We start from the raw sequence: 19,457 nt of genomic DNA, 5'->3' as shown, positions 1-19,457 counted from the left end.
AACCTTTTCAGAAGTTTGTGAATCTTTCGCGCAATTTATGCAGCCTCAATCCTAACAGACCTTTCAGTGTTCGGTGACCTGTAAAGGATTGTAGCTCCTCGGCATGATTGGAAAAACGAGTTTTAAATGCTTCTCCGCCACTCAGAAAGTCGACACAGGAAATCCCCCGGTCAAAGGACCACCTTATATACTCTACGATCAGCATAAGTCCCGGCGACGCCTGCGTAATGGACGCGTCAAACGTCGTTACCCAACACATCATAGTGTCGTGCTCCTCGAAGTTGACCGAAATCGCGCAGGCGGAGTTGTCGAGTTCAAGTACGAAAATATGAAGTTTTCGCAAGCGACTGATCACGTCAACGAATGCTGTCAGCAGGCGCATATCGGCAACAAAAAGCTGAGAAGATATACCTCGATTTTTAAGAGACTTTTGCTTGAGTCTAGACAGTCGCGTTAACACAGGCTCCAAGACGTCATCGCTGACGCGTCGGAACTGCACTTCCCCGGCCCTCTCCAACACGTTGTAGCCATGACGATGAGTCTTGCGCATTTTCTTCGACAGAGAATTGTACCAAGCCGTTCCATCTTGCCCCTCTCGACGCACCCGATAACTGATCTCCGGTTTCATTCCTCGAGCGATCTGGGGGGCAGTCCTGCTGATATCATCAAACAAATCGGCTGCCGCACTGTTAGGCGCAACACGTGTAATGGCGTAGATGTCAAAGCCACCATAATCAACGAGCGTCTTCCAGAGTGCGGTCAACTCGGATTGAGGGCAGTCCGTCGACGTTAGAATGTCGCCGTAATCGGTATGGACGATCCCCGCCCATTCCAGAAATCGAAAACCTTTTCTATGACATATGACCAGCGGAATGACGGCAAGCAGTCGCTCGCCCTCCCAAAGGACGCCAATCCTAAGCCGGTGTGATTGCTGATTATCAATGTTGTGCCACCATGCCGAAATCCACTCGTGGCTCTGGAATATGGAGCCATCCTGGTCTCGCCAAAGCCGCTGCCAGGCAGCGCCCAACATTCGCAGGCATTCTGTTGTGAGAATGATTTCGGTCCGCATCGAACGAGCATTAGGGCATGGATGCTCAACTGTCATGAACTATCCGCCTTGCTGAGGTTCAGCGGGTGCTGCGTCAGCCTTGTTGGATATTCGTCCCCGAAAACGGCGAGAAATTTTCGCCAGCTGCCATGTCATCTTTCTGAGCGGCCGAATCCAGAGCCCCTGCAGCGACTGATAGTCGCGAACATCGCGGTCCATCAGACCAAATTTGAAATTCTCCCCTGGCGCGGGAACGAAAAGCGTACCGAAAAGACGATCCCAGAAGGAGAAGAGCAGGCCGAAATTCTTGTCGTAGTGTCGCGGATCGACGCTGTGGTGCAGCTGATGCCAGTGGGGACAAAGGATAATATTGTTCAAAGGGCCGAAAGAGATCTTGAAGTGCGTGTGGCGCACAAAGTCCATCATGAGGATATTTCGGACCAGATAGACGCTGACCCCGAACACCGTTACCTCGACAGGATCTAGTGCGATGAGCGTCCAAAGTCCAAAGCAGAACCCGGCGACCACGCCGTCCCAAGCCCGGTTAATGAGATCATCAAGCGGATGTACCCGATCTTTCGTTATTCCCACCATCACTTCCGCGGAATGGTGAACCTTATGCAACTCCCACAGGAACGGCACTTTATGCTGCACATAATGATAGCTATAGTAGGAAATATCATAGGCAAGAAGCATTGTGATGGTGAACATCACGACGGTGATGGGGCCTGCTGGGCCCTCGATCAGAGGCGTTTCAATCCCGAATAGGCCGCCGACCACCTTGTTCGTCGCATAACCCATAAGGGTGACAAACGTAACGCCTGCTGGAATGGCAAGAAATGGCATTGCAAGCTTTTTGGTGATCCAGAACAAAAGGTCGGCTCGCGCCGACGGGTGCGTCATCACTTCGGCTGGAAACGCAAACTCGAAGAAGCCACGCAAAGACTTCTTCTCAACCACCTTCCAGTAAGCGACCAATGCGCAGATGAAAGCCGTACCAAGAATAATGCCCGGCGTGATGAGGTCCACCTTGGCGATCCGGGCCGCGATCATTGTCATCACATCAACCAACATGGCCCCTCCCCGATTTGCCTCTTCTCAGTCACATCTGACGATGACAAGCAATCTACAGCCGCTTCCCTAACGAAATCGGCGTCACGCCCTCTCATTTTATCTGTTTCATATATACGATGAAATCGGGAGCCCATTTTTGTTTGCAAGATGATAAATGATGAGCAGCCAACGTGGAGATTGGCATATCAGCCACGGGCCCGATCCCTCAACCTTGTCACCTGCGCCACGTCATCGCCGAGAAGCTGGTCCAGCTGGCCCTCGCGAACCCATTCAACGATCTGCGCTTCGATATCAGTACCGTATTGCATCAGCTTCTCTGCATAGCCGGTCGGCAGATATGTGAAGACGGCAATGCCCTCGTTATGAAGTTGGCGTGGCTCGCCGCTGGCGAAATGGTAGAGTTCGATGTTCATCGCATCGAGATCAGCCTGCCGAGCAATTGCCGCTGGATCGATCATCCGGGAATGCATCAGGCCGACGGTCGGAACCTCCGGGATAGCCGCTTTGACGGCCTTCAGCTGGACGTAGTCGAAAGAGGAGAATTGTAGGAGATCGGCGCAGCCGAGTTCGTCGATCAGCGACCTGAGCTTGGAAAACAGGACGTCGTTGCGATCATAGATCTTGAGTTCGAGCTGGTAGATGATGCCGAGTTCGCGGCCCAATTCAAGCGCATCCCGCAGGCGCGGGACCTGTTCTCCCGCAAACTCCTCGCTGAACCAACTGCCTGCGTCGAGCCTGGAGATTTCCGAATAGGTCATGTGCTGGACGATGCCATGCCCGTTGGTCGTGCGGTCGACGGTCTTGTCGTGCATCAGAACCAGTTCGCCATCACTCGTGATGCTGAGATCGGTTTCGCACGTCACAAGCGAACCGGCATATTCAAATGCTTTGCGGAAAGCTGAGAGCGTGTTTTCTGGCGCGCCGGCGCTATGGCCGCGATGTCCGCCAAGGCGCATGTTCTCGATGGTCATTCTGAGCGGGTTCATCTGGAATCCTTTGGGTTTAACGGAGCCGCGCATCGAGACGATCGCGCAGATAGTCTCCAAGTAAGCTGATGGAGAGCGTGGTGAGGACGATGACGGCGCCGGGAAGAGCAGCCAGCCACCAGGCAATGGCGAGATAGGTGCGGCCATCGGCGACCATTAGCCCCAGACTGGTTTCCGGCGGCTGGATGCCGAGGCCGAGAAAGCTCAGGCCGCTTTCGAGCAGGATGATTTCCGGAAAATTGACGGTGAACTGCACGATGAGAGGCCCGGCGATATTGGGTAACATGTGCCGCAGGTAAATCCGCATTGCCGGGACGCCGACGATGCGGGCTGCTTCCGCATACCCCTCCTCCCGGGCGCTGAGGACGAGGCCGCGAGTCAGGCGCGCATAACGTTCCCAGTTGGCGAAACCGACGAGGAAAACGAACAGCAGCGGGCTGGTGCCGAAAAATGCCAGCACGCTGAGGGCGACAATGATGAAAGGCACCGCCGCCATCGCATCGGCAAAGCCCATGATCGCATTGTCCATCCACCCGCCGAAGTGAGCCGCTATCAAACCAAGACTGGTGCCGATCAGGGCGCAGATCAGCGATCCTGCAAGTGCGATCATCAGCGTGGTCTGGGTAGCGACAAGCAGGTTGCTCACCACGTCGCGCCCCAAATAATCGGTGCCGAACCAATGCGCGGCGGAGACGAAAGGCCGCGCAAAGCGGGCAAGCGGGTCCTGATGCGTGTAGTCATAGGGCGCCAGCCAGGTGGCCGACAGGCCGATGAAGATGACGATGGCGATCCACATGCAGCAAAGGCCGATGCTGACGGGCATTCCGCGCAGTGGCCCGCGCGATGGATTGCCGATGGCACGCGTGGGAGATCGGGACGATGTCGCGAAAGCCATGTCAGTGCTTCCTGATTTTTGGATTGAGAACTGCATAGAGGACATCGACCGAAAAATTGATCGCAACCATGAAGGCGGTGAACAGCACGATCATCGCCTGGACTACCGGCAGATCTCCAGTATTTGTCGCGTTGACGAAACCGCTGCCGAGCCCGGGCCAGGCGAAAACCGGCTCGATCAACGCCGAACCGCCGAGCAGTCCACCGGCAACGAAGCCGATCGTCGTCACCATCGGGATAGCTGCATTGGGCAAAGCGTGACGGAGGATAACATCCCAGTAGGGAATGCCATCAGCGCGTGCCGCTGCGATATAGGGCTGGCCGAGCACATCGATCAGCGTCGAGCGCATGAAGCGCGCAATGGCCGCTGCGTTGAACAGCGCAAACGTCGCAACGGGCAGGACCGCATGGTTCCAGGTCGAACTCCCGGAACTCGGCAGAACCCGAAGCCAAACAGCAAAGACGAAGATGAAAACGAGACCAAGTAGGAAGTTCGGAACGCTGTAGCCCAGCACTGCGCCAGCCATCACGCTCTTGTCGAGCGCCGTTTCCCGTCGCACTGCTGCGAGAATGCCAGCAGGTATTCCGATCAGCAGGCTAAGGATGAAGGCCGAGACGGTGACGACCAGGGTTTTTGGAATGCGTTCGGCGACGACGGTGAAGACCTCGCGTCCATCTGCGAAGGATACACCGAAATCGCCACGAAGCGCATTGACTACATAATAAAGGTACTGCTCCGGAATGGACCGGTCCAAGCCCCATTTTTCGTTGAACGCGGCCAGCGCCTCCGGACCAGCGTTATCGGACAGCATCTGCTGGGCGGGATCGCCCGTAAGACGCAGAACGATGAAGACAAGCGTGACCGTAAACACGAGCACTGCGATTGCCCGGAGGAAGCGGGCAAGAATGAAGGCCGTCATAGCGCCATCTCCTGTGCGACGGCCGTCCTCGGCGAGAGGGTTCCGCCGGGTGAGGCAATCGATTTTGGAAGCTCATCGGCAAGATGGCATGCGACCTGCTGGCCGCCGACATGCCGGAGCTCGGGCGTCTCGATGGCGCACCTGTCGATCGCGAACGGACAGCGTGAGCGGAAAGCGCAGCCGGTGGAGACTTTCGAGGCGTCGCGCTCTCCCTTGATCGGCGGCTCGATATTGCGGATCGCCGGATCCAAGCTCGGGACGGAGGCGAGCAGCGCCCGCGTATAGGGATGGCGCGGCCATGCGTAGACCGACCGGATATCGCCCATCTCGACGACCCGACCGAGATACATCACCGCGATTCGGTCAACGAGATGACGTACGATGCGAAGGTCGTGCGTGATAAAGACGTAGGCGAGATCGAGTTCCTGCCAGAGTGACCGCAACAACGCGACCACCTGCGCCTGCACTGAAACGTCAAGTGCCGAGACCGCCTCGTCGAAGACGACCAGCCTTGGATCGAGGATCAGGGCGCGTGCAATGACCACACGCTGCCTTTGCCCGCCCGACATCTGGTGCGGATAGCGGTTCATCATCGCGCCCGGCAGGCCGACTCGTTCCAGCATCGCTGCGGCTCGTTCATAGGCGAAATTGCGGTTGCAGACATGATGGACAAGCAGTCCTTCGGCGATCTGCTGCCCGACCGTCATCTGCGGATTAAGGGCGGAAAGCGGATTTTGCTGTACGAGCGCGGTGCGCATCCGGAACGCTTTCCAGTCGCGTTCGCGCCGCTCCTTGTGATTGACGCCTTCGAACCAGACATCGCCCTCGGTCGGTTCCGTCAAACCGAGCAGCAGCCGGCCGAGCGTGGACTTGCCGCTGCCGGATTCGCCGACGACGCCGATCCGTTCGTGCGGTGCAAGTTCAAGATCGATAGAGTTCACCGCAAGTTGGCTGGTCGGTCGGGCGAAAAAACCGGTCTTGTGACGGAAGGCCTTGGTCAGGCCGCTGACTTTCAGGAGGGGAGCGCTCATGCCGCCACCGGATGATAGCAGGACGCCTCATGAGCAAGCCCGACAGCGGCAGAGGCCGGGAAATGAGCGGAGCATTCCACGCTTGCGCGCAAACAGCGAGGATGGAAGTGACATCCCTCCGGCAGGCTGTCGAGAAGCGGCACGGATCCGGGGATTGGCACAGGCGGGTCCAGATCCTGCGGATCTATGCTCGGCATGCAGTCGATCAGCGCGCGGGCATAGGGATGCGCGGGCCTCTGCAGCAGTTCGGCGACGGGCGCGGTCTCGACGATCTTGCCGCAATACATCACAGCCGCCCTGTCCGCGAGACGCGCGATGACGCCGAGATCGTGAGAGACGATCATCAGGGCCATGCCGGTTTCGGCCTTCAATTCTTCGAGAAGATGCAGGATCTGCGCCTGCATGGTGACGTCAAGCGCCGTCGTCGGCTCATCGGCAATCAGCAACTGGGGCTTGGCCGCAAGCGCATGCGCGATCATCACACGCTGGTTCATCCCGCCGGAAAACTGGTGCGGATAGGCGCGCAGCCGACTTGCCGCGCGATCGATACCGACCCGCTCCAGAAGCCGCACGGCCTCCATTCGGGCGTCCATGCCCTTTAGACCCTGGTGGCGATAGAGCGCTGTTTCCAAATAGTAGCCGATCGTATGAACGGGATTGAGGCTGCTGGTGGGATCCTGGAAGATCATGGCGATCTTCGGGGTTGCCCTGCCGCCGCCGGCGTCCTGCTCGAAGGTGACGCTGCCGCCGATGCGGGCGATACCGCGCGGCAGCATGTCGGCAACGGCATAACAGGTCATGCTCTTGCCGCAGCCGGATTCGCCGACGAGGCCGAGCGTCTGACCGGAATCCAGGGAAAAATTGATGCCGTCGATGATCTTGATGTTGCGAGCCGGGACCTCGACGACGAGATCGCGAACGGTCAGGAGTGTGGACATGGTGGACCTCCAGAAGCGGTGCGCACGAATGCGCACCGCGAATTCGCTGGATTGGCGTTACGAGAAGCTGAGGTTGTTGCGGAATTCCATCATCTCGAAGCTGATAGGCTTCCACTTGACGTTCTTGCGGGCGGCATAAACGTCGAACGGCTGGTAGAGAATGACGGCCGGTGCTTCTTCCTCGAAGAGGTCGCGCAGGCGATTGAACGCGTCGAAACGCTCCTTGCCTTCCGGCATCTGGGATGCCTTGACGCACAGTTCATTGAATTCGGCCGGCGCCTTCCAACCCCACCGCTTCTGGACCTGCCCCTTCGGACCAAATTCGCAGATCATCGTCGCCCAGGCGTCAGTCATCCACTGGCCGTTCGACCAGTTGCGAATGTAGCTGTCTTGGTCCTTGGGCGCAGCACCAGGAGCATAGACCTTCGGCACCACGTCGACGCCGATCTGCTTCCACATCTCGATCATCATCATCAGAGCCGGCACGGCATTGGCGTAGTAGTTGCCCATCGTGTGATAGGTGATCGGCGTACCGTCGTAGCCGCTTTCCTTTACCAGGCGCTTGGCTTCCTCGACATTATATTCCATGGCCCGGCGGTTCGGATCGAAGGTCTTGCCGTAGTTCGGGAAATTGAAGCCGTTCGGGATCGACGCCTTGTTCTGCCATAGTGACTGGACGATCACTTGGCGGTTCACGGCAAGCGCCAGAGCGCGACGCAGCGTCTTCGACTGGAAGATCGGCTGGTTCATGTTGAACGTGAACATATGGAAGTTCTCGACGATATTTCCACGTGTCTCCAGATCGGAGTAACCGTTGATCAGGTTCATATCGTCGGGAGTGAGCGTCGTGACGATGTCGTATTCGCCGCTGATGAGACCGGCAACGCGGGTCGCGGGTTCGGCGACGAGCTGATAGGTGATCTTCGACGCGGTAGGTTTCAGACCCCAATAGTCGTCATTGGCTTCGACCACGACACGGTCATTGGCGACGAACTCGACGAACTTGTACGGACCGGTCCCGACCGGTTTGGTGCCGAAGGCGACCGTCCCGAGTTTTTTGTAATATTCCTTGGGAACGACGCGGCCCATCCAGGAGGCGACGTAGGACTCGGTAAGCGGTGTGGGGGTTTTGGTGCGGATGACGACGGTGTATTTGTCCTCCACAATCGGCTCGTCGAAATCGAGCGCGTAAGAACCGCCGAGCGGGATGAGCTTGATCGCATCCGGCCCCCAAAATCGCTCAGACGAAAAGGTGTAGGCGACATCGTCAGCCGTCATCTCCACGCCATTGTGGAACATGACCTTCTGGCGCAGCTTGAAGCGCACCGATTTATCGTCGATCCGTTCCCAGCTTTCGGCAAGCGACGGCATGAGATTGATGCCATTGCCCGGCGCGCCGTTGCCGAAGAAATCACGCACGATCAGGGTGTCGAAGATCTGGTTGACGATGCGGGGACCGACATTGCTGATGGCGTTGATTGGCTCCAGCGTCACCGGGATTCCGTTGACACCGATTTTTAACGCGCGCCGCTCCGCCGAAAAGGCAAACCTGGCACCGGCGGTCGAAGAAAGCGCCGCAACGCTGGCGCCGATCATGAACTTTCTACGGTTGGTCCTGAGCATCTGCTGTCTCCTGATTGGAAGATGCTGTTGATGAAAACGAGAAAAGGGGATCAGTTCGCCACGACGAACTTCTTTCGCAGCTTGTCGGGCGCGGCATCGATGATGGATTTTGCACCTGCATCGGTGACGACGACGCCGACGTCTTCAATCCTGGTGACGACCGAGAGGCTGGATTTCGTAAACTTCGAATGGTCGGCCACGACAATCACCCGCCTCGATATTTCGATCATGGCGCGGGCCACACTTGCGTTCAGGGGCGAGCCCGTGCAGATAAGCCCACGATCGACGTCGATCGAAGCCGCGTTGAGAATGAGTTTGTCCGCGTTGAACTGCCGAATGAAGTGCTCGGCCAGCGGCCCCCGGAAGGACCGGTTCGTTTCGGTATACTCGCCACCGACCGAATAGATGCTCTGCCCGTCGAAACGGGACAGTTCCGCTATGATGTCTAGCCCGTTTGAGATAAACGTCAGGCTGCTGCGCCCAGAAAGCTTCTTGGCCACTTCCAGCGCGGTGGTGCCGGCATCAAGCAACACGGTATCGCCATCTGCCACCATGCCGGCTGCAACCTCGGCGATGGCAGCTTTTTCGGCCTGCTTGGAGATAAGCCGAGCCGCGTTTGTTGCGTCCTGCGCGACCTGATTGACATTCACGGCTCCGCCATGCGTCCTGCGCAAAAGACCGGCACCTTCTAGCTCATCAAGGTCGCGTCGGACAGTCGCTACCGAAATATCGAAGCGCTCCGTTAGCGTACGAATATCGACAAAATTCTGTTCGCGCAGCAGCTCTACAATCTTCGCCTGACGATCCTCCGCTTGCGTCAACACCCCCCGCCCCTTCTCATGCAAATGATAGAATTCGTTCAATGATGAGCGATATCTATCATTTCTCGGTGACATTGATGTGACGCTCAGCCCGTTTGGGGTGGGCTCCAAGCGCTCAAGTCTTTCGCAGATGGAAAATGATCGAAAACGATCAATCTTCGCCAGTTGCCTTTCAGCTCAGCTCGCTTGCTCAAAACATGAAGATAAACAGCTGCACGCAGAAGGACCGGATTTACTCGGGAAGAAATTCGGGACATGCAATGCTCGATCACCCAAGGCGAAAGACGTGCCAAACCCTCAAAACCCTGAGCCAGTGCGAATTATAGGCTCTTTGTCTGAACCAGGCCCCGGCTATACTTCAGTTTTAGATGCAAAGCAGAAACAGGACATTTCGCTGAAGGACTTGGCAGACGGAAAGCTCGCACATCTCTATGCGGGCTCTTCTGTCCCACAAACCAACGGGGCTTTTGTCAGTCGAGCCAAAGAGGGTTTGTCCAGGCGTTCCGCCCCTTGGTGTCGCGCAGCACGAGCCTGCACCATGTGCCTTCAAACTGGTCAAGCGGCAAATCAATGGACGACATCGACGGACCCAGTTTTCGAGCGGCAAGAGAGGCGGGGCCGACGAGAACGGCGGCGAAGATATCCGAACTTTCGATGTGCAGCATGTTGCCGCGCCGTTCGATCAGATCGATCACCGGGCCTTGGCTTGCATAATAATGCCCGGCTTTTAGCGCAGTCAGCAATCTCTCGGGGGTATTCTCCTCGGCCTTCACCATGACCCAGCCGCCGCAGCCCTCGTCAAACCAGTCGAACCAGAAATGGCTGTCGTCCGAAGCGACGATGCCGATGCGGTTTCCCCGTGCGAGCAACTGGTCGATCAGTTCGGAACCGCCACCTCTGGCGCTATCGACCGCGCAGCCATGGTTATAGACTTCGACGGCATGGGCGCCCGCAATCGTCTCGGCGTCCTCCACCGTCAGACCATACCATTCGGGATGCGGGATCTGAACGAAGGCACCGGCTTCAACAGCGCGTGCGGCCAATTGCGCGCCGGTCTCATCGGGTGCAGGTGGGGCAAAATCGAAAGGCAGACCGAGTGCGACAATGTGCCAGATCTCGCCGTTCGCCAAGGCCGGGGCGTGCAATTCTGCGCCGATCAAAGTGGTGAAACCGCCGTCCCGCAAGAACGTCGTATCCACAATCGGATAGCCGTATTTTTCCCGAAAGTGATCGGTGATGGCAATAAAGTCATAGCCTGCCGACTTGTAGTAGGCCCCCACTTGTTCTGGCGTTTTCAGCCCGTCGGAGCGGGTGGAATGACCGTGAATATTGCCTTTGTAGAACTGCCCCTTGGCGGAAAAAGCGTCCAACATGTCATATGTCCTGTGGTTTCCATGCTTGAAGACACACCGGCGCAGGGATTGCGCCGGAGCGTCAAATTCGTTCAGCACAATCTGAAAGCTGATTACTTGTTGGCGGCCAAAACCTTGGCGACGTGATCGCGAATTTCAGGCAAGGCAGCCTCGGGGGTCATCTGGTTGCGCTGGAGCTTGTCGAGCGTCAGGGCCACACCCTTCCAGATGTCGTCAGCCGTGTTGTTCGGATAGGAGTACCACGGAGCAGCCCAATCCATTTCGGCGAAGACCGTCTGGAAATTCGGATTCTTGGCGTAGAAATCCTTCAGAATCTCTTCTGATTTCTTGTTGGTGGGCATGTAGCCGGTGGCCTGACCAACCTCAGCCTGAGCCTTCGGTCCGGTGAGGTATTTGATGAATTCCCAGGCGGCCGCCTGCTTTTCCTTGTCCTTGGCCAGAATGACCAGAGCGTTGCCACCTGCCGGAAGGCCGCCGTCCTTCGGGTTGAGCATCGGGAACTTCATCGTCCGCAGCGTGAAGCGACCGCCGACCGACTTGGTGTAATTGGTGAGGCTGGAGGGAGAGCCGACGATCATGCCCACCTTACCCGCGAAGAAGGCCTGCGTGGTTGGCTCGGGTGTCGTGTTGACCGTCATGTTGGTCTTGGCGGCCATGTCCTGCGTTGCCTTGAGGGCTGCGAGACCCTGGGCATTGTCATAGGCTATGCCCGTATTGTCCTTGTTGAGAATGCCTGAGCCGGTGGAGAGCACCATCATCTGCCAGTACCAGTCGTCGCTGAGGCCGCCGACCGAGAAGCTGAGGCCACTGGCGCCGGAGTTCAGTGCGTTGATCTTCTGGGCGAGCGCAATGACGCCATCCCAGGTGGCGGGGAAATTGTTCATGTCGCCACCTGCCTTGGTGACGAGATCCTGGTTGACGTAAAGCATCGGCAAGGATGCGGTGAACGGCATGGCATACTGCTTGCCGCCGACCTGGCCGAGTTGCAGCAGTTTGGACGAATAGTTCGCGTTCACCCAATCCTTGCCTTCGGTGGACAAGAAACCGGAGAGATCGACATCACGTCCGTTCTGCTTCAGCGTCTCGATCAGTGGGGCGATCGTGGAATAGGACGGCAAATAAACGTCCGGAACGTTATCGGTCATGATGCCGCGGATCACGGTCTGGTTGGCGGCTGAATAGCTTTCGGCTGGGACCTGAAGCTTGATTTTGATATTGGGATGGTCTTTCATAAAGTCCGCAACGATCGGCTTCAGAAATTCTGCCGTACTCGCATAGGAGTGGTAGAAATTCAAAGTGACCTCGCCTGCCTGTGCGATGCCTGGTGCAGCCATGCAGCAGGCGAGCGCCGCTGCAGTCAATCTTGTGATCAAGCTCATGGATCATCTCCTAGGATGTGGAATGGCTTTGTCTTGCCGTTGGGTCTTGCCCATTTGAGCCCGTCCAGTTGCCGCTGGGCGGGCTCAAATCACTTGACGCCGCTCATGGTCACTCCCTGCACGAATTTCTTCTGAGCGGCGATAAACACGAGAATGAGGGGTGCGGTCACGATGGTGGCACAGGCCATCAGCGGGCCGAAGCTATCCCCGCCTTCCTGACTGCGGAAAAACAGGATCCCCAGGGTGGGTGGCGCCAGATCGATGGAGTGGATGACGATCATCGGCCAGTAGAGATCGTTCCAATGAAAGGTCACCGAAAAGATCGAGAAGGCTGCAATGGCAGGCAGCATGGACGGTGCCACGATCCGCGCGACGATTTCGATCTCCGTCATGCCATCGAGGCGCGCGGCCAGCAGGATCTCGTCCGGAAATGACCTGATGAACTGGCGAAAGAGAAAGATCGCAAAGGCGGAGGTGAGATGCGGCACCATCATTGCGAAATAGGTGTCCAGCAGTTGCAGCTTTGCAAGACCGATATAGAGCGGCAGCGCCGGTGCCTGGGCTGGAATGGTAATGGCAAACAGTACGATGGCCATTAGCAGCCGCTTGCCTCTGAACTCGAATTTCGCCAACGCGTAGGCGCAGGTCACCGTGGTGATGATTTGAAAGAACAGAATGCCGCCCGTCACCAGAACCCCGTTCAGCATGAAATGCAGGACCGGTGTTGCAAATAGCGCCTGACCGTAATTGGAGAGGACGGACTCGAATGTCGAAGGCGCGTTCTTCATGGCACCGAAGACTTCGCCGCTGCTTTCGATCGAGGCCTTCCACATCCACAGGAACGGATAAATCGTTATGAAGGCACCCGATAGCAGGATGGTATGGACACCGAATGATCTCAGGAGTGGAGCAAATCCGCGTTGCATCAGGGACGCGCCTTTCTATCGGAAAGAGCGACCTGAACGATGGAGAACGCACCGATCAGGATGAGATAGAGCACGGTCAAGGCGCTCCCGTAGCCGATCTTCAGGCTACCGAAGGACTGGGTATTGATTTCGTAGAGCAGCATGTTCGTTGTCCCGCGCGGTCCACCATTCGTCAGAACCGCGACCGTATCGAAGACCTGGAAAGCCTGAATGCAGTTCAGTACGAAGACCAGCACCGTCGTGGGGGCCAGCAGCGGCCAGATCATGTATCTCAGCCGATCCCAGAAGGTGTCGATGCCATCAAGGGAGGCTGCATCCTGAACTTCTTCCGGGATCATGGTAAGGCCCGCCAGGAACAGCACGACGTTATATCCGACCAACCGCCAAATTCCGACAATGGCAAGTCCGATCAGGGCCAGGTTGTCATCTGAGAAGAAGTCCAGACGGGGCAATCCGATGGAGGCCATCACGTTGGCGAGCGGTCCGATGCGTCCGTTCAGCACATAGCTCCAGACGATGGACATCGCCGTCAGCGTGCTGGCGACCGGCAGGAAGTAGACGATCTCGTAAAAGCGTCGGGATTTCGTACGATGATGAATGAGGATCGCCACGAACAGGCCCAGGAACACCGAGAGGGGCACGACAAATGCGGTATAGACAGCGCTGTTTCTCAGGGCCTGCCAGAAGTAAGGTGAGGACAGCATTGTTGCGTAGTTGCCGAGACCGATCCACTGGAATGTTGTCCGTCCCAGGCGGTAGTCGGTCAGGCTCATGGCAACGACGACGACAATCGGCGCTATGACCGTGACGCACAGCAGCAGGAAGGCCGGAGCCGAGAACCCGTAGGCCAGCGCTTCATGGCGGCTGCGGAATGCGCGCCCGCAGGAAAGATTGGTCGCGCTAGACGCTGACGGCATGGCGCACCCCATTTTTTTCGGCGTTGTTCTCCAAGGAGACACGCATTCTTTCCCCTGAAAGCGCAAAAAGATGGACGCCGTGGGCGCGTACACGAAACGTCATCGTGTCGCCCAGATTGCCGCTGTTGCGCAGCTGTTCGTAACGTTCTGCCGGGATCTGGATGCGGATCCACTCCGAGCCGATTTCACGTCCGCCGCAACGCACAATGATTTCCGATCCGGAATATTCCACATGCGCGACCGGCAGCCGCAGAACCCCTGTCTCGTCCGCGTGCGGCACGGCCTCCAGCGCCTCGGCGCGTAAGGCCAGGATGAATTGGCCGTCAGCCACACCTTCTGCACGCAGGCCCAGGCGCAATTGTCCGGCGCGGAGATCCCCGTTGCCGACGGTGACAGGTATTTCATTGATCGGCGCCGATCCGACGAACCGTGCCACGGAGAGAAGCGCCGGCGCACCGTAAAGTTCGCCGGGGGTGCCACATTGAACGATCTGGCCGCCTTGCATGAGTGCGATCCGGTCAGACAGAGCCATCGCTTCCTTTTGGTCATGCGTGACGAAAACAAATGTGATGCCTGTGCGACGGTGGAGATCGGCAATTTCCTCACGGAGCTGATTGCGAAGCTTGGCGTCGAGATTGGACAGCGGCTCATCCATAAGGAATACGGAAGGATTGCGCACAAGCGCCCTGCCAATAGCCACTCGCTGCCGCTGACCGCCCGACAACTGCGCCGGCTTTCGATCCAGCAGGCTTTCGAGCCCGAGTTGGTCCGCGACCCGCGCCACATCGGCGGCGATATCCTCACGGATCCGTCTAACCTTGCTTGACAGAAAGCCAGCACCGGGAAGGCGCTGAGAGAATGACAGCCGCTGCATCTCGAGCGGAATGGAAATGTTTCTCCCGGCGCTCATGTGCGGATACAGCGCGTAGGACTGGAACACCATCGCAATCTGGCGCTGCTTGGGCACCAGATAAGTAACATCGCGACCGCCGATCTCAAGCGTTCCCGAGGTCGGGATGTCAAAGCCCGCAATCAAGCGCAACAAGGTTGACTTGCCACATCCAGACGGCCCAAGCAGTGTGAGAAATTCACCTTGCCGCACATCAAGATCAATGCCCTTCAGAACGCTGGTGGCGCCGAAATCTTTCCTGAGGCCGGCGATCCTGATGTCCTTGCCATGCATGGGTTGCACCACTCCGGATTGCTTCCAAATGATCGCGAGAGCCCATTGCCGGGAGCAGGCGACCGGGCAGCCTATAGACCTCGTGCTTGACAGCTTGATGACGGCCCAGAAAATTTCTCGAAAAATATTATATTGATTACAGGTACTTAGATGATATAAGTGACTGAATAGTTACAACGCTGTACTGGGAGGCGCCGGCAAATGGTTGAAGTGCAACGGAAAACGGCAGAAACAATCGGGCCGTTCAAGGCCGTCTCTGGCATCGGCAAAACTCGTCGCTTGTGGCGAGGGTATGAGCGGAAGGGGAGCGACGCCTGATGGAAGAGGATGTCAAGCCAACGGCGACTTTGGAGACAGCGGAAGGCCGCACCAGCCGTCATCCGCGGCGGCCGGATCTGTCCCGGTCGCGGATCCTAGAGGCGGCTGTCGCGGAGTTCTCGACTAAGGGCTTTGCCGGCGCGCGGGTCGATGAAATCGCTGCCAAGGCGCAGATCGGCAAACGCATGCTCTATCAGTATTTTGGGAACAAGGAGCAGTTGTTTCAGGCTGTTTTCGAAAAGGTCTATACCGACATATGGGAGGCCGAAGCGAACCTCAACCTCCAGAATATGCCGCCGCGCGATGCCCTCGTCGCCCTCGTCACCTTCGTCTGGCGCTATTACATGGCGCATCCCGAATTCACCAAGCTTCTCAATGAAGAAAACATGCTTGGCGCGCGGCATTTCCGTTCGTCAAAAGTGCTGCGGGAGGGGTCGGACAAGTCGCAGTTTCTGACTGAGGACATTCTCGCCCGCGGTGTGGCGGATGGCACGTTTCGGCCTGATATCGATCCGGTCCAGCTGTGCCTGACGAAGAATGCGATCTGCTATTATTATCTCATGAATCACGCAACCAGCTCACATGTCTATCAACGTAAGCTAATGACGCGTGAAGCGCTCGACGCACGTCTGGCTTTCAACATCGAAACAATCCTTGCAATGGTCCTCGCCAGACCGGTCGATGACGCCGCATCGCCGACCGCGCTTCCCTCCCATAAAGACCGCTCGCAGGAACTGCCAGATTGAATAGTCTTTCCCTTCGCATGGCCGATGATGCCGATATCGATCTCATCATGGCGATCGAGCGGCTGCCGGGTTATCCCGAGCTTGTCGGCGCCCATGATGTGGCTGTTCATCGTCACAAGATGAGCCTGCCGCACTATAGATATGTGATCGGCGAACTTGCGACGGGCGCTGTCGGCTTTGCCGTCATCAAACAGGAGGATAATGGCAAGGGCATCGCCAATCTCAACCGTATCGCGGTCCGTCAGTCCGGAAAGGGCCTTGGCACCCGATTCCTCCTTGCTCTGACCGATCTGGTGTTTGCGGATCCGCACATGGAACGGCTGTGGCTCGACGTTCTGCCCGACAATGATATCGCCCGTCACGTCTATTCCAAGATCGGCTTCGTCGAGGAAGGCCTGATGCGCAGTGCGTTGCGGTTTCCCGACGGTCGCCGTGCTGATCTGCTGCTGATGTCGCTGCTGCGGGCTGAATGGCTGCAAGCGCGGGGATCGGCCCGAAGCTCCCAAGATCTTACCGTTTAACCCCTGTCGGACGATCGCGCGGACTCGCCGGTCCCGCCCGTCTCTGGAGAAGTCAATGCACCCACTCCTCGCCGAGACAGCAGACCTTGCTGCAGATTTCGAACATGTCGACGTCTGGATCTTCGACCTCGACAACACCCTTTATCCGCAGGAACTGAATCTGATGATCCAGATGAGACACAGGACCTATGACTATATCTGCGACCTGCTGGATACGGATCATACCGGAGCTGCCGTGCTTTATGAGCGTTTCGAAGCTGTTCACGGCACCGCCCTCAACGGCCTGATGATCGAACACGGAATCGATCCGAACCACTTCCTCACCTATGTCCACGATATCGACCATGCCATGCTGGTGCCGGATATCCAGCTTGCCGAAGCCATCAGGTCTCTGCCCGGTAAGCGTGTCATCTACACCAATGGAACCGTCAGCCACGCCGAGAATGTGCTGGCGCGCCTCGGCATTACCGACCTCTTCCACAACATCTTCGACATCGTCTGGGCCGATCTCGATCCCAAACCCCATCGTGCGCCCTATGAACGCCTCTTCGCCCATATGGGGGCGGATCCTAAGAAGGCGGCGATGTTCGAGGATGTCCCCCGTAATCTCGAAATTCCCTTTACCCTCGGCGCAAAGACTGTTCTGGTCAAATCCGCAACTGTCGGTGAGGCCAAGCGGGGCAGGCCCTCATCAGACGTCAACCCCGGCTACATTAACCATGTGACCCACGATCTGGCTCGATTTCTCTCGGATGTGGTTCGTGCCCACCGCAACAAGAGGTAGCATCGAGAAAGCGCATCCACCGGTGACCCGCTCGAGTGTCGACCGGGATGATTTACGACTATAGGTGCCAGCGGACCGAAATAGACCCGTTCAGGATGAAGCTACAGCGCAAGACTTGCCCTGGTGCTCACTGATTGAAGTATCTCTCACGGTGCCGTCTCAGGAACTGGGGATGTGGCCGCATGAAATCCTGCCAGGCAGGATCGTCTTCCCGGTCTTATTGAGAAGTCCTGGTATACTGTCAGGATCATTCGCGTAACGCGATATCAGGATATCAAGATCCTCCGAGAGGCCAATGAGACCGCGCATGCAGACCGACACATCAGGCCGCCGGATAAGTTAGCCCAGCGAGGTCTTTAGTCAGACTAAACACATCTTTAACTTTAGTAACTTTCCGGCATGAAGGCCCTTCTCTAAATTTGATTTTGGGAGGAGTTGGAACATGACGAGCGAGTTTTGCAGATATCGATGCGTGAAAAGCATCCCCTTGGGTTGGCGGGTTTCGCATGTCGCCGCCTGATATAGAATTGATTTCCGTCAAAAATCTGCACAAGAGTTTTGGCGTCACCAAAGTCCTTCGCGGGCTGAACTTTACGGTCAGATCCGGTCAGATCCACGCCCTTCTCGGCGGGAATGGCGCCGGAAAAAGCACGATGATCCGCATCATCACAGGCGGTATTCGCAAGGATGATGGCGAGATCACATTTTCCTCCAGCAATGCAGCTGAACCCAAAATCGCCGTGGTCCATCAGGAACTGGCGCTTCTTCCCGATCTGTCTGTGGCCGAGAATATCGCGCTCGTGCATGCCGCATCCGGCCGATCGATTGTACGGCCCCGACAACAGGCTGAGATTGCCCATGCGGCGCTGTCTCTGATCGACCCGCAACTGGCTGCGCGCGACCTTCATCTGAAAGCTTCCGAGCTGTCGATGCACGAGGGGCAGATTGTCGAGATCGCACGCGCACTTTCGACGGGCGCCGAAGTTCTGCTGCTTGACGAGCCGACAGCAAACCTGACCGCCGGCGAGACGGAGCGACTGTTCCTCGTGCTGCGCCGACTGGTTCGCGAGAAGAACATCGGCATCGTTTTCGTTTCGCACCGCATGAAGGAAATCCGGCAGCTTTGCGATGTCTGCACCATCATCCGCGATGGTCTCACCGCAGTCGATGCTGCGCCGCTTTCGACACTCACAGACAGTGAAATCGTCCATCAGATGGGCCAGCCGGCACATCGCGATGAGCAGCGCAAGAGACGCAATATCACAACTGCGGAAGGTAGCATCATGCTCAAGGGGCCGACCGGCGATGTGCTTGTGCGCAAGGGCCAGATTCTTGGGCTGGCCGGTGCGCCCGCAGGTCCCTCGCAGCTGATCGCACTTCTCAACGGCACGGGCCGCGCCAGCCGATGGAGCATCGCGGCAGAGGGATGGCCGAGCCATCCGTTATCGCCGCGACAAGCCATTGATCTTGGCATCGGCTACGTCTCCGGCGACCGGCACACGAAAGGCGTTCTTGCGCAACTGCCCATCGTTGACAACGTTCTGGCTTCCCGCCGCATTCGCGAACGCCGCTATTGGGTGCACGGCGAGGAGCGCAACGAGTGCATGGAGCTTGTCCAGCGATTGAAGTTGAAGGCCGGATCGATCTGGGATCTTCCCGGTACACTTTCGGGAGGCAATCAGCAAAAGCTGCTGGTGGCCCGCTGGTTGGCCATGCCGCTGAAACTGGTGGTTTTCGAAGAGCCGACGCGCGGCGTGGATATCGGCACCAAGCGGGATATCTACGGGCTTATCCGGACGATGGCCGAACAGGGAACGACTGTCGTCTGGTGGTCGACGGAGAATGTCGAATTGCTGGAACTCTGCGATGAGATCCTGGCCTTCGACACCGAAGGGCATGCCAAGGGCCTCCTCCCGCCCGACCGGTTTAACGAGGATGCACTGGCTGACCTCACGGGAATGGCGGCATGAAC

General features: G+C 57.5%; 18 protein-coding genes. 4 read left to right on the top strand and 14 right to left on the bottom strand.

Translation table 11 applies throughout. The features are described 5' to 3' along the window. Positions 1–7: 7 nt before the first annotated feature. The 14 genes from Q2T52_RS12170 to Q2T52_RS12105 all read right to left on the bottom strand — a co-directional run bounded on the left by Q2T52_RS12170 (position 8) and on the right by Q2T52_RS12105 (position 15,116). On the bottom strand, positions 8–1,108 hold the full coding sequence (locus Q2T52_RS12170; protein ID WP_302077008.1) for a GNAT family N-acetyltransferase: 1,101 nt from the start codon (positions 1,106–1,108) through the stop codon (positions 8–10). 3 nt (positions 1,109–1,111) lie between these two features. Next, positions 1,112–2,125, bottom strand: coding sequence for a sterol desaturase family protein (locus tag Q2T52_RS12165; protein ID WP_302077007.1), 1,014 nt, complete (start codon positions 2,123–2,125; stop codon positions 1,112–1,114). A 185-nt stretch (positions 2,126–2,310) separates the two neighbouring features. Continuing rightward, the gene (locus Q2T52_RS12160; RefSeq protein ID WP_302077006.1) at positions 2,311–3,111 is read right to left on the bottom strand and encodes a glycerophosphodiester phosphodiesterase; all 801 of its coding nucleotides are present in this window, start codon (positions 3,109–3,111) and stop codon (positions 2,311–2,313) included. A gap of 16 nt (positions 3,112–3,127) precedes the next feature. Continuing rightward, a complete protein-coding gene (locus Q2T52_RS12155; protein ID WP_302077005.1) occupies positions 3,128–4,006 on the bottom strand; it encodes an ABC transporter permease in 879 nt (292 codons plus the stop codon). A gap of 1 nt (position 4,007) precedes the next feature. Beyond that, complete coding sequence (locus Q2T52_RS12150) at positions 4,008–4,925, bottom strand: ABC transporter permease (protein ID WP_302077004.1); 918 nt, start codon at positions 4,923–4,925, stop codon at positions 4,008–4,010. Continuing rightward, complete coding sequence (locus tag Q2T52_RS12145) at positions 4,922–5,956, bottom strand: oligopeptide/dipeptide ABC transporter ATP-binding protein (RefSeq protein WP_302077003.1); 1,035 nt, start codon at positions 5,954–5,956, stop codon at positions 4,922–4,924. The genes Q2T52_RS12150 and Q2T52_RS12145 overlap by 4 nt, the downstream gene beginning before the upstream one ends. Beyond that, entirely contained in the window at positions 5,953–6,894 is a 942-nt protein-coding gene (locus Q2T52_RS12140; protein WP_302077002.1) for an ABC transporter ATP-binding protein, read from the bottom strand. Before Q2T52_RS12140 ends, Q2T52_RS12145 begins: the two co-directional genes overlap by 4 nt. Positions 6,895–6,951: 57 nt before the next feature. Further along, complete coding sequence (locus Q2T52_RS12135) at positions 6,952–8,517, bottom strand: ABC transporter substrate-binding protein (RefSeq protein ID WP_302077001.1); 1,566 nt, start codon at positions 8,515–8,517, stop codon at positions 6,952–6,954. A gap of 50 nt (positions 8,518–8,567) precedes the next feature. Further along, on the bottom strand, positions 8,568–9,341 hold the full coding sequence (locus tag Q2T52_RS12130; protein ID WP_302077000.1) for a DeoR/GlpR family DNA-binding transcription regulator: 774 nt from the start codon (positions 9,339–9,341) through the stop codon (positions 8,568–8,570). Between the two features lie 467 nt (positions 9,342–9,808). Beyond that, positions 9,809–10,711 carry a CehA/McbA family metallohydrolase gene (locus Q2T52_RS12125; RefSeq protein WP_302076999.1) on the bottom strand — a complete coding sequence of 301 codons (903 nt, stop codon included), beginning with the start codon at positions 10,709–10,711 and terminating at the stop codon, positions 9,809–9,811. 92 nt (positions 10,712–10,803) lie between these two features. After that, complete coding sequence (locus Q2T52_RS12120) at positions 10,804–12,090, bottom strand: ABC transporter substrate-binding protein (RefSeq protein ID WP_302076998.1); 1,287 nt, start codon at positions 12,088–12,090, stop codon at positions 10,804–10,806. A gap of 89 nt (positions 12,091–12,179) precedes the next feature. Next, positions 12,180–13,016, bottom strand: coding sequence for a carbohydrate ABC transporter permease (locus Q2T52_RS12115; RefSeq protein ID WP_302076997.1), 837 nt, complete (start codon positions 13,014–13,016; stop codon positions 12,180–12,182). After that, on the bottom strand, positions 13,016–13,933 hold the full coding sequence (locus tag Q2T52_RS12110) for a carbohydrate ABC transporter permease (protein ID WP_302076996.1): 918 nt from the start codon (positions 13,931–13,933) through the stop codon (positions 13,016–13,018). Before Q2T52_RS12110 ends, Q2T52_RS12115 begins: the two co-directional genes overlap by 1 nt. Further along, on the bottom strand, positions 13,917–15,116 hold the full coding sequence (locus tag Q2T52_RS12105) for an ABC transporter ATP-binding protein (RefSeq protein ID WP_302076995.1): 1,200 nt from the start codon (positions 15,114–15,116) through the stop codon (positions 13,917–13,919). The genes Q2T52_RS12110 and Q2T52_RS12105 overlap by 17 nt, the downstream gene beginning before the upstream one ends. Positions 15,117–15,433: 317 nt before the next feature. Here Q2T52_RS12105 and Q2T52_RS12100 point away from each other — a divergent pair, with 317 nt between their 5' ends. From Q2T52_RS12100 to Q2T52_RS12080, 4 genes are all read left to right on the top strand, one after another. Beyond that, positions 15,434–16,180 (top strand): TetR/AcrR family transcriptional regulator, encoded by a 747-nt coding sequence (locus tag Q2T52_RS12100; protein ID WP_302076994.1) that lies wholly within the window; start codon positions 15,434–15,436, stop codon positions 16,178–16,180. Next, positions 16,177–16,701: a GNAT family N-acetyltransferase gene (locus tag Q2T52_RS12095; RefSeq protein ID WP_302076992.1), complete on the top strand. Its 525-nt coding sequence runs from the start codon at positions 16,177–16,179 to the stop codon at positions 16,699–16,701. The genes Q2T52_RS12100 and Q2T52_RS12095 overlap by 4 nt, the downstream gene beginning before the upstream one ends. A 55-nt stretch (positions 16,702–16,756) precedes the next feature. Then, complete coding sequence (locus tag Q2T52_RS12090; RefSeq protein WP_302076990.1) at positions 16,757–17,485, top strand: pyrimidine 5'-nucleotidase; 729 nt, start codon at positions 16,757–16,759, stop codon at positions 17,483–17,485. 506 nt (positions 17,486–17,991) lie between these two features. Beyond that, entirely contained in the window at positions 17,992–19,455 is a 1,464-nt protein-coding gene (locus Q2T52_RS12080; RefSeq protein WP_302076989.1) for a sugar ABC transporter ATP-binding protein, read from the top strand. Positions 19,456–19,457 lie beyond the last annotated feature (2 nt).

The organism is Rhizobium oryzicola, from assembly GCF_030504645.1.
Taxonomy (GTDB): domain Bacteria; phylum Pseudomonadota; class Alphaproteobacteria; order Rhizobiales; family Rhizobiaceae; genus Neorhizobium; species Neorhizobium oryzicola.
This window is presented reverse-complemented; position numbering and strand designations above follow the sequence as displayed.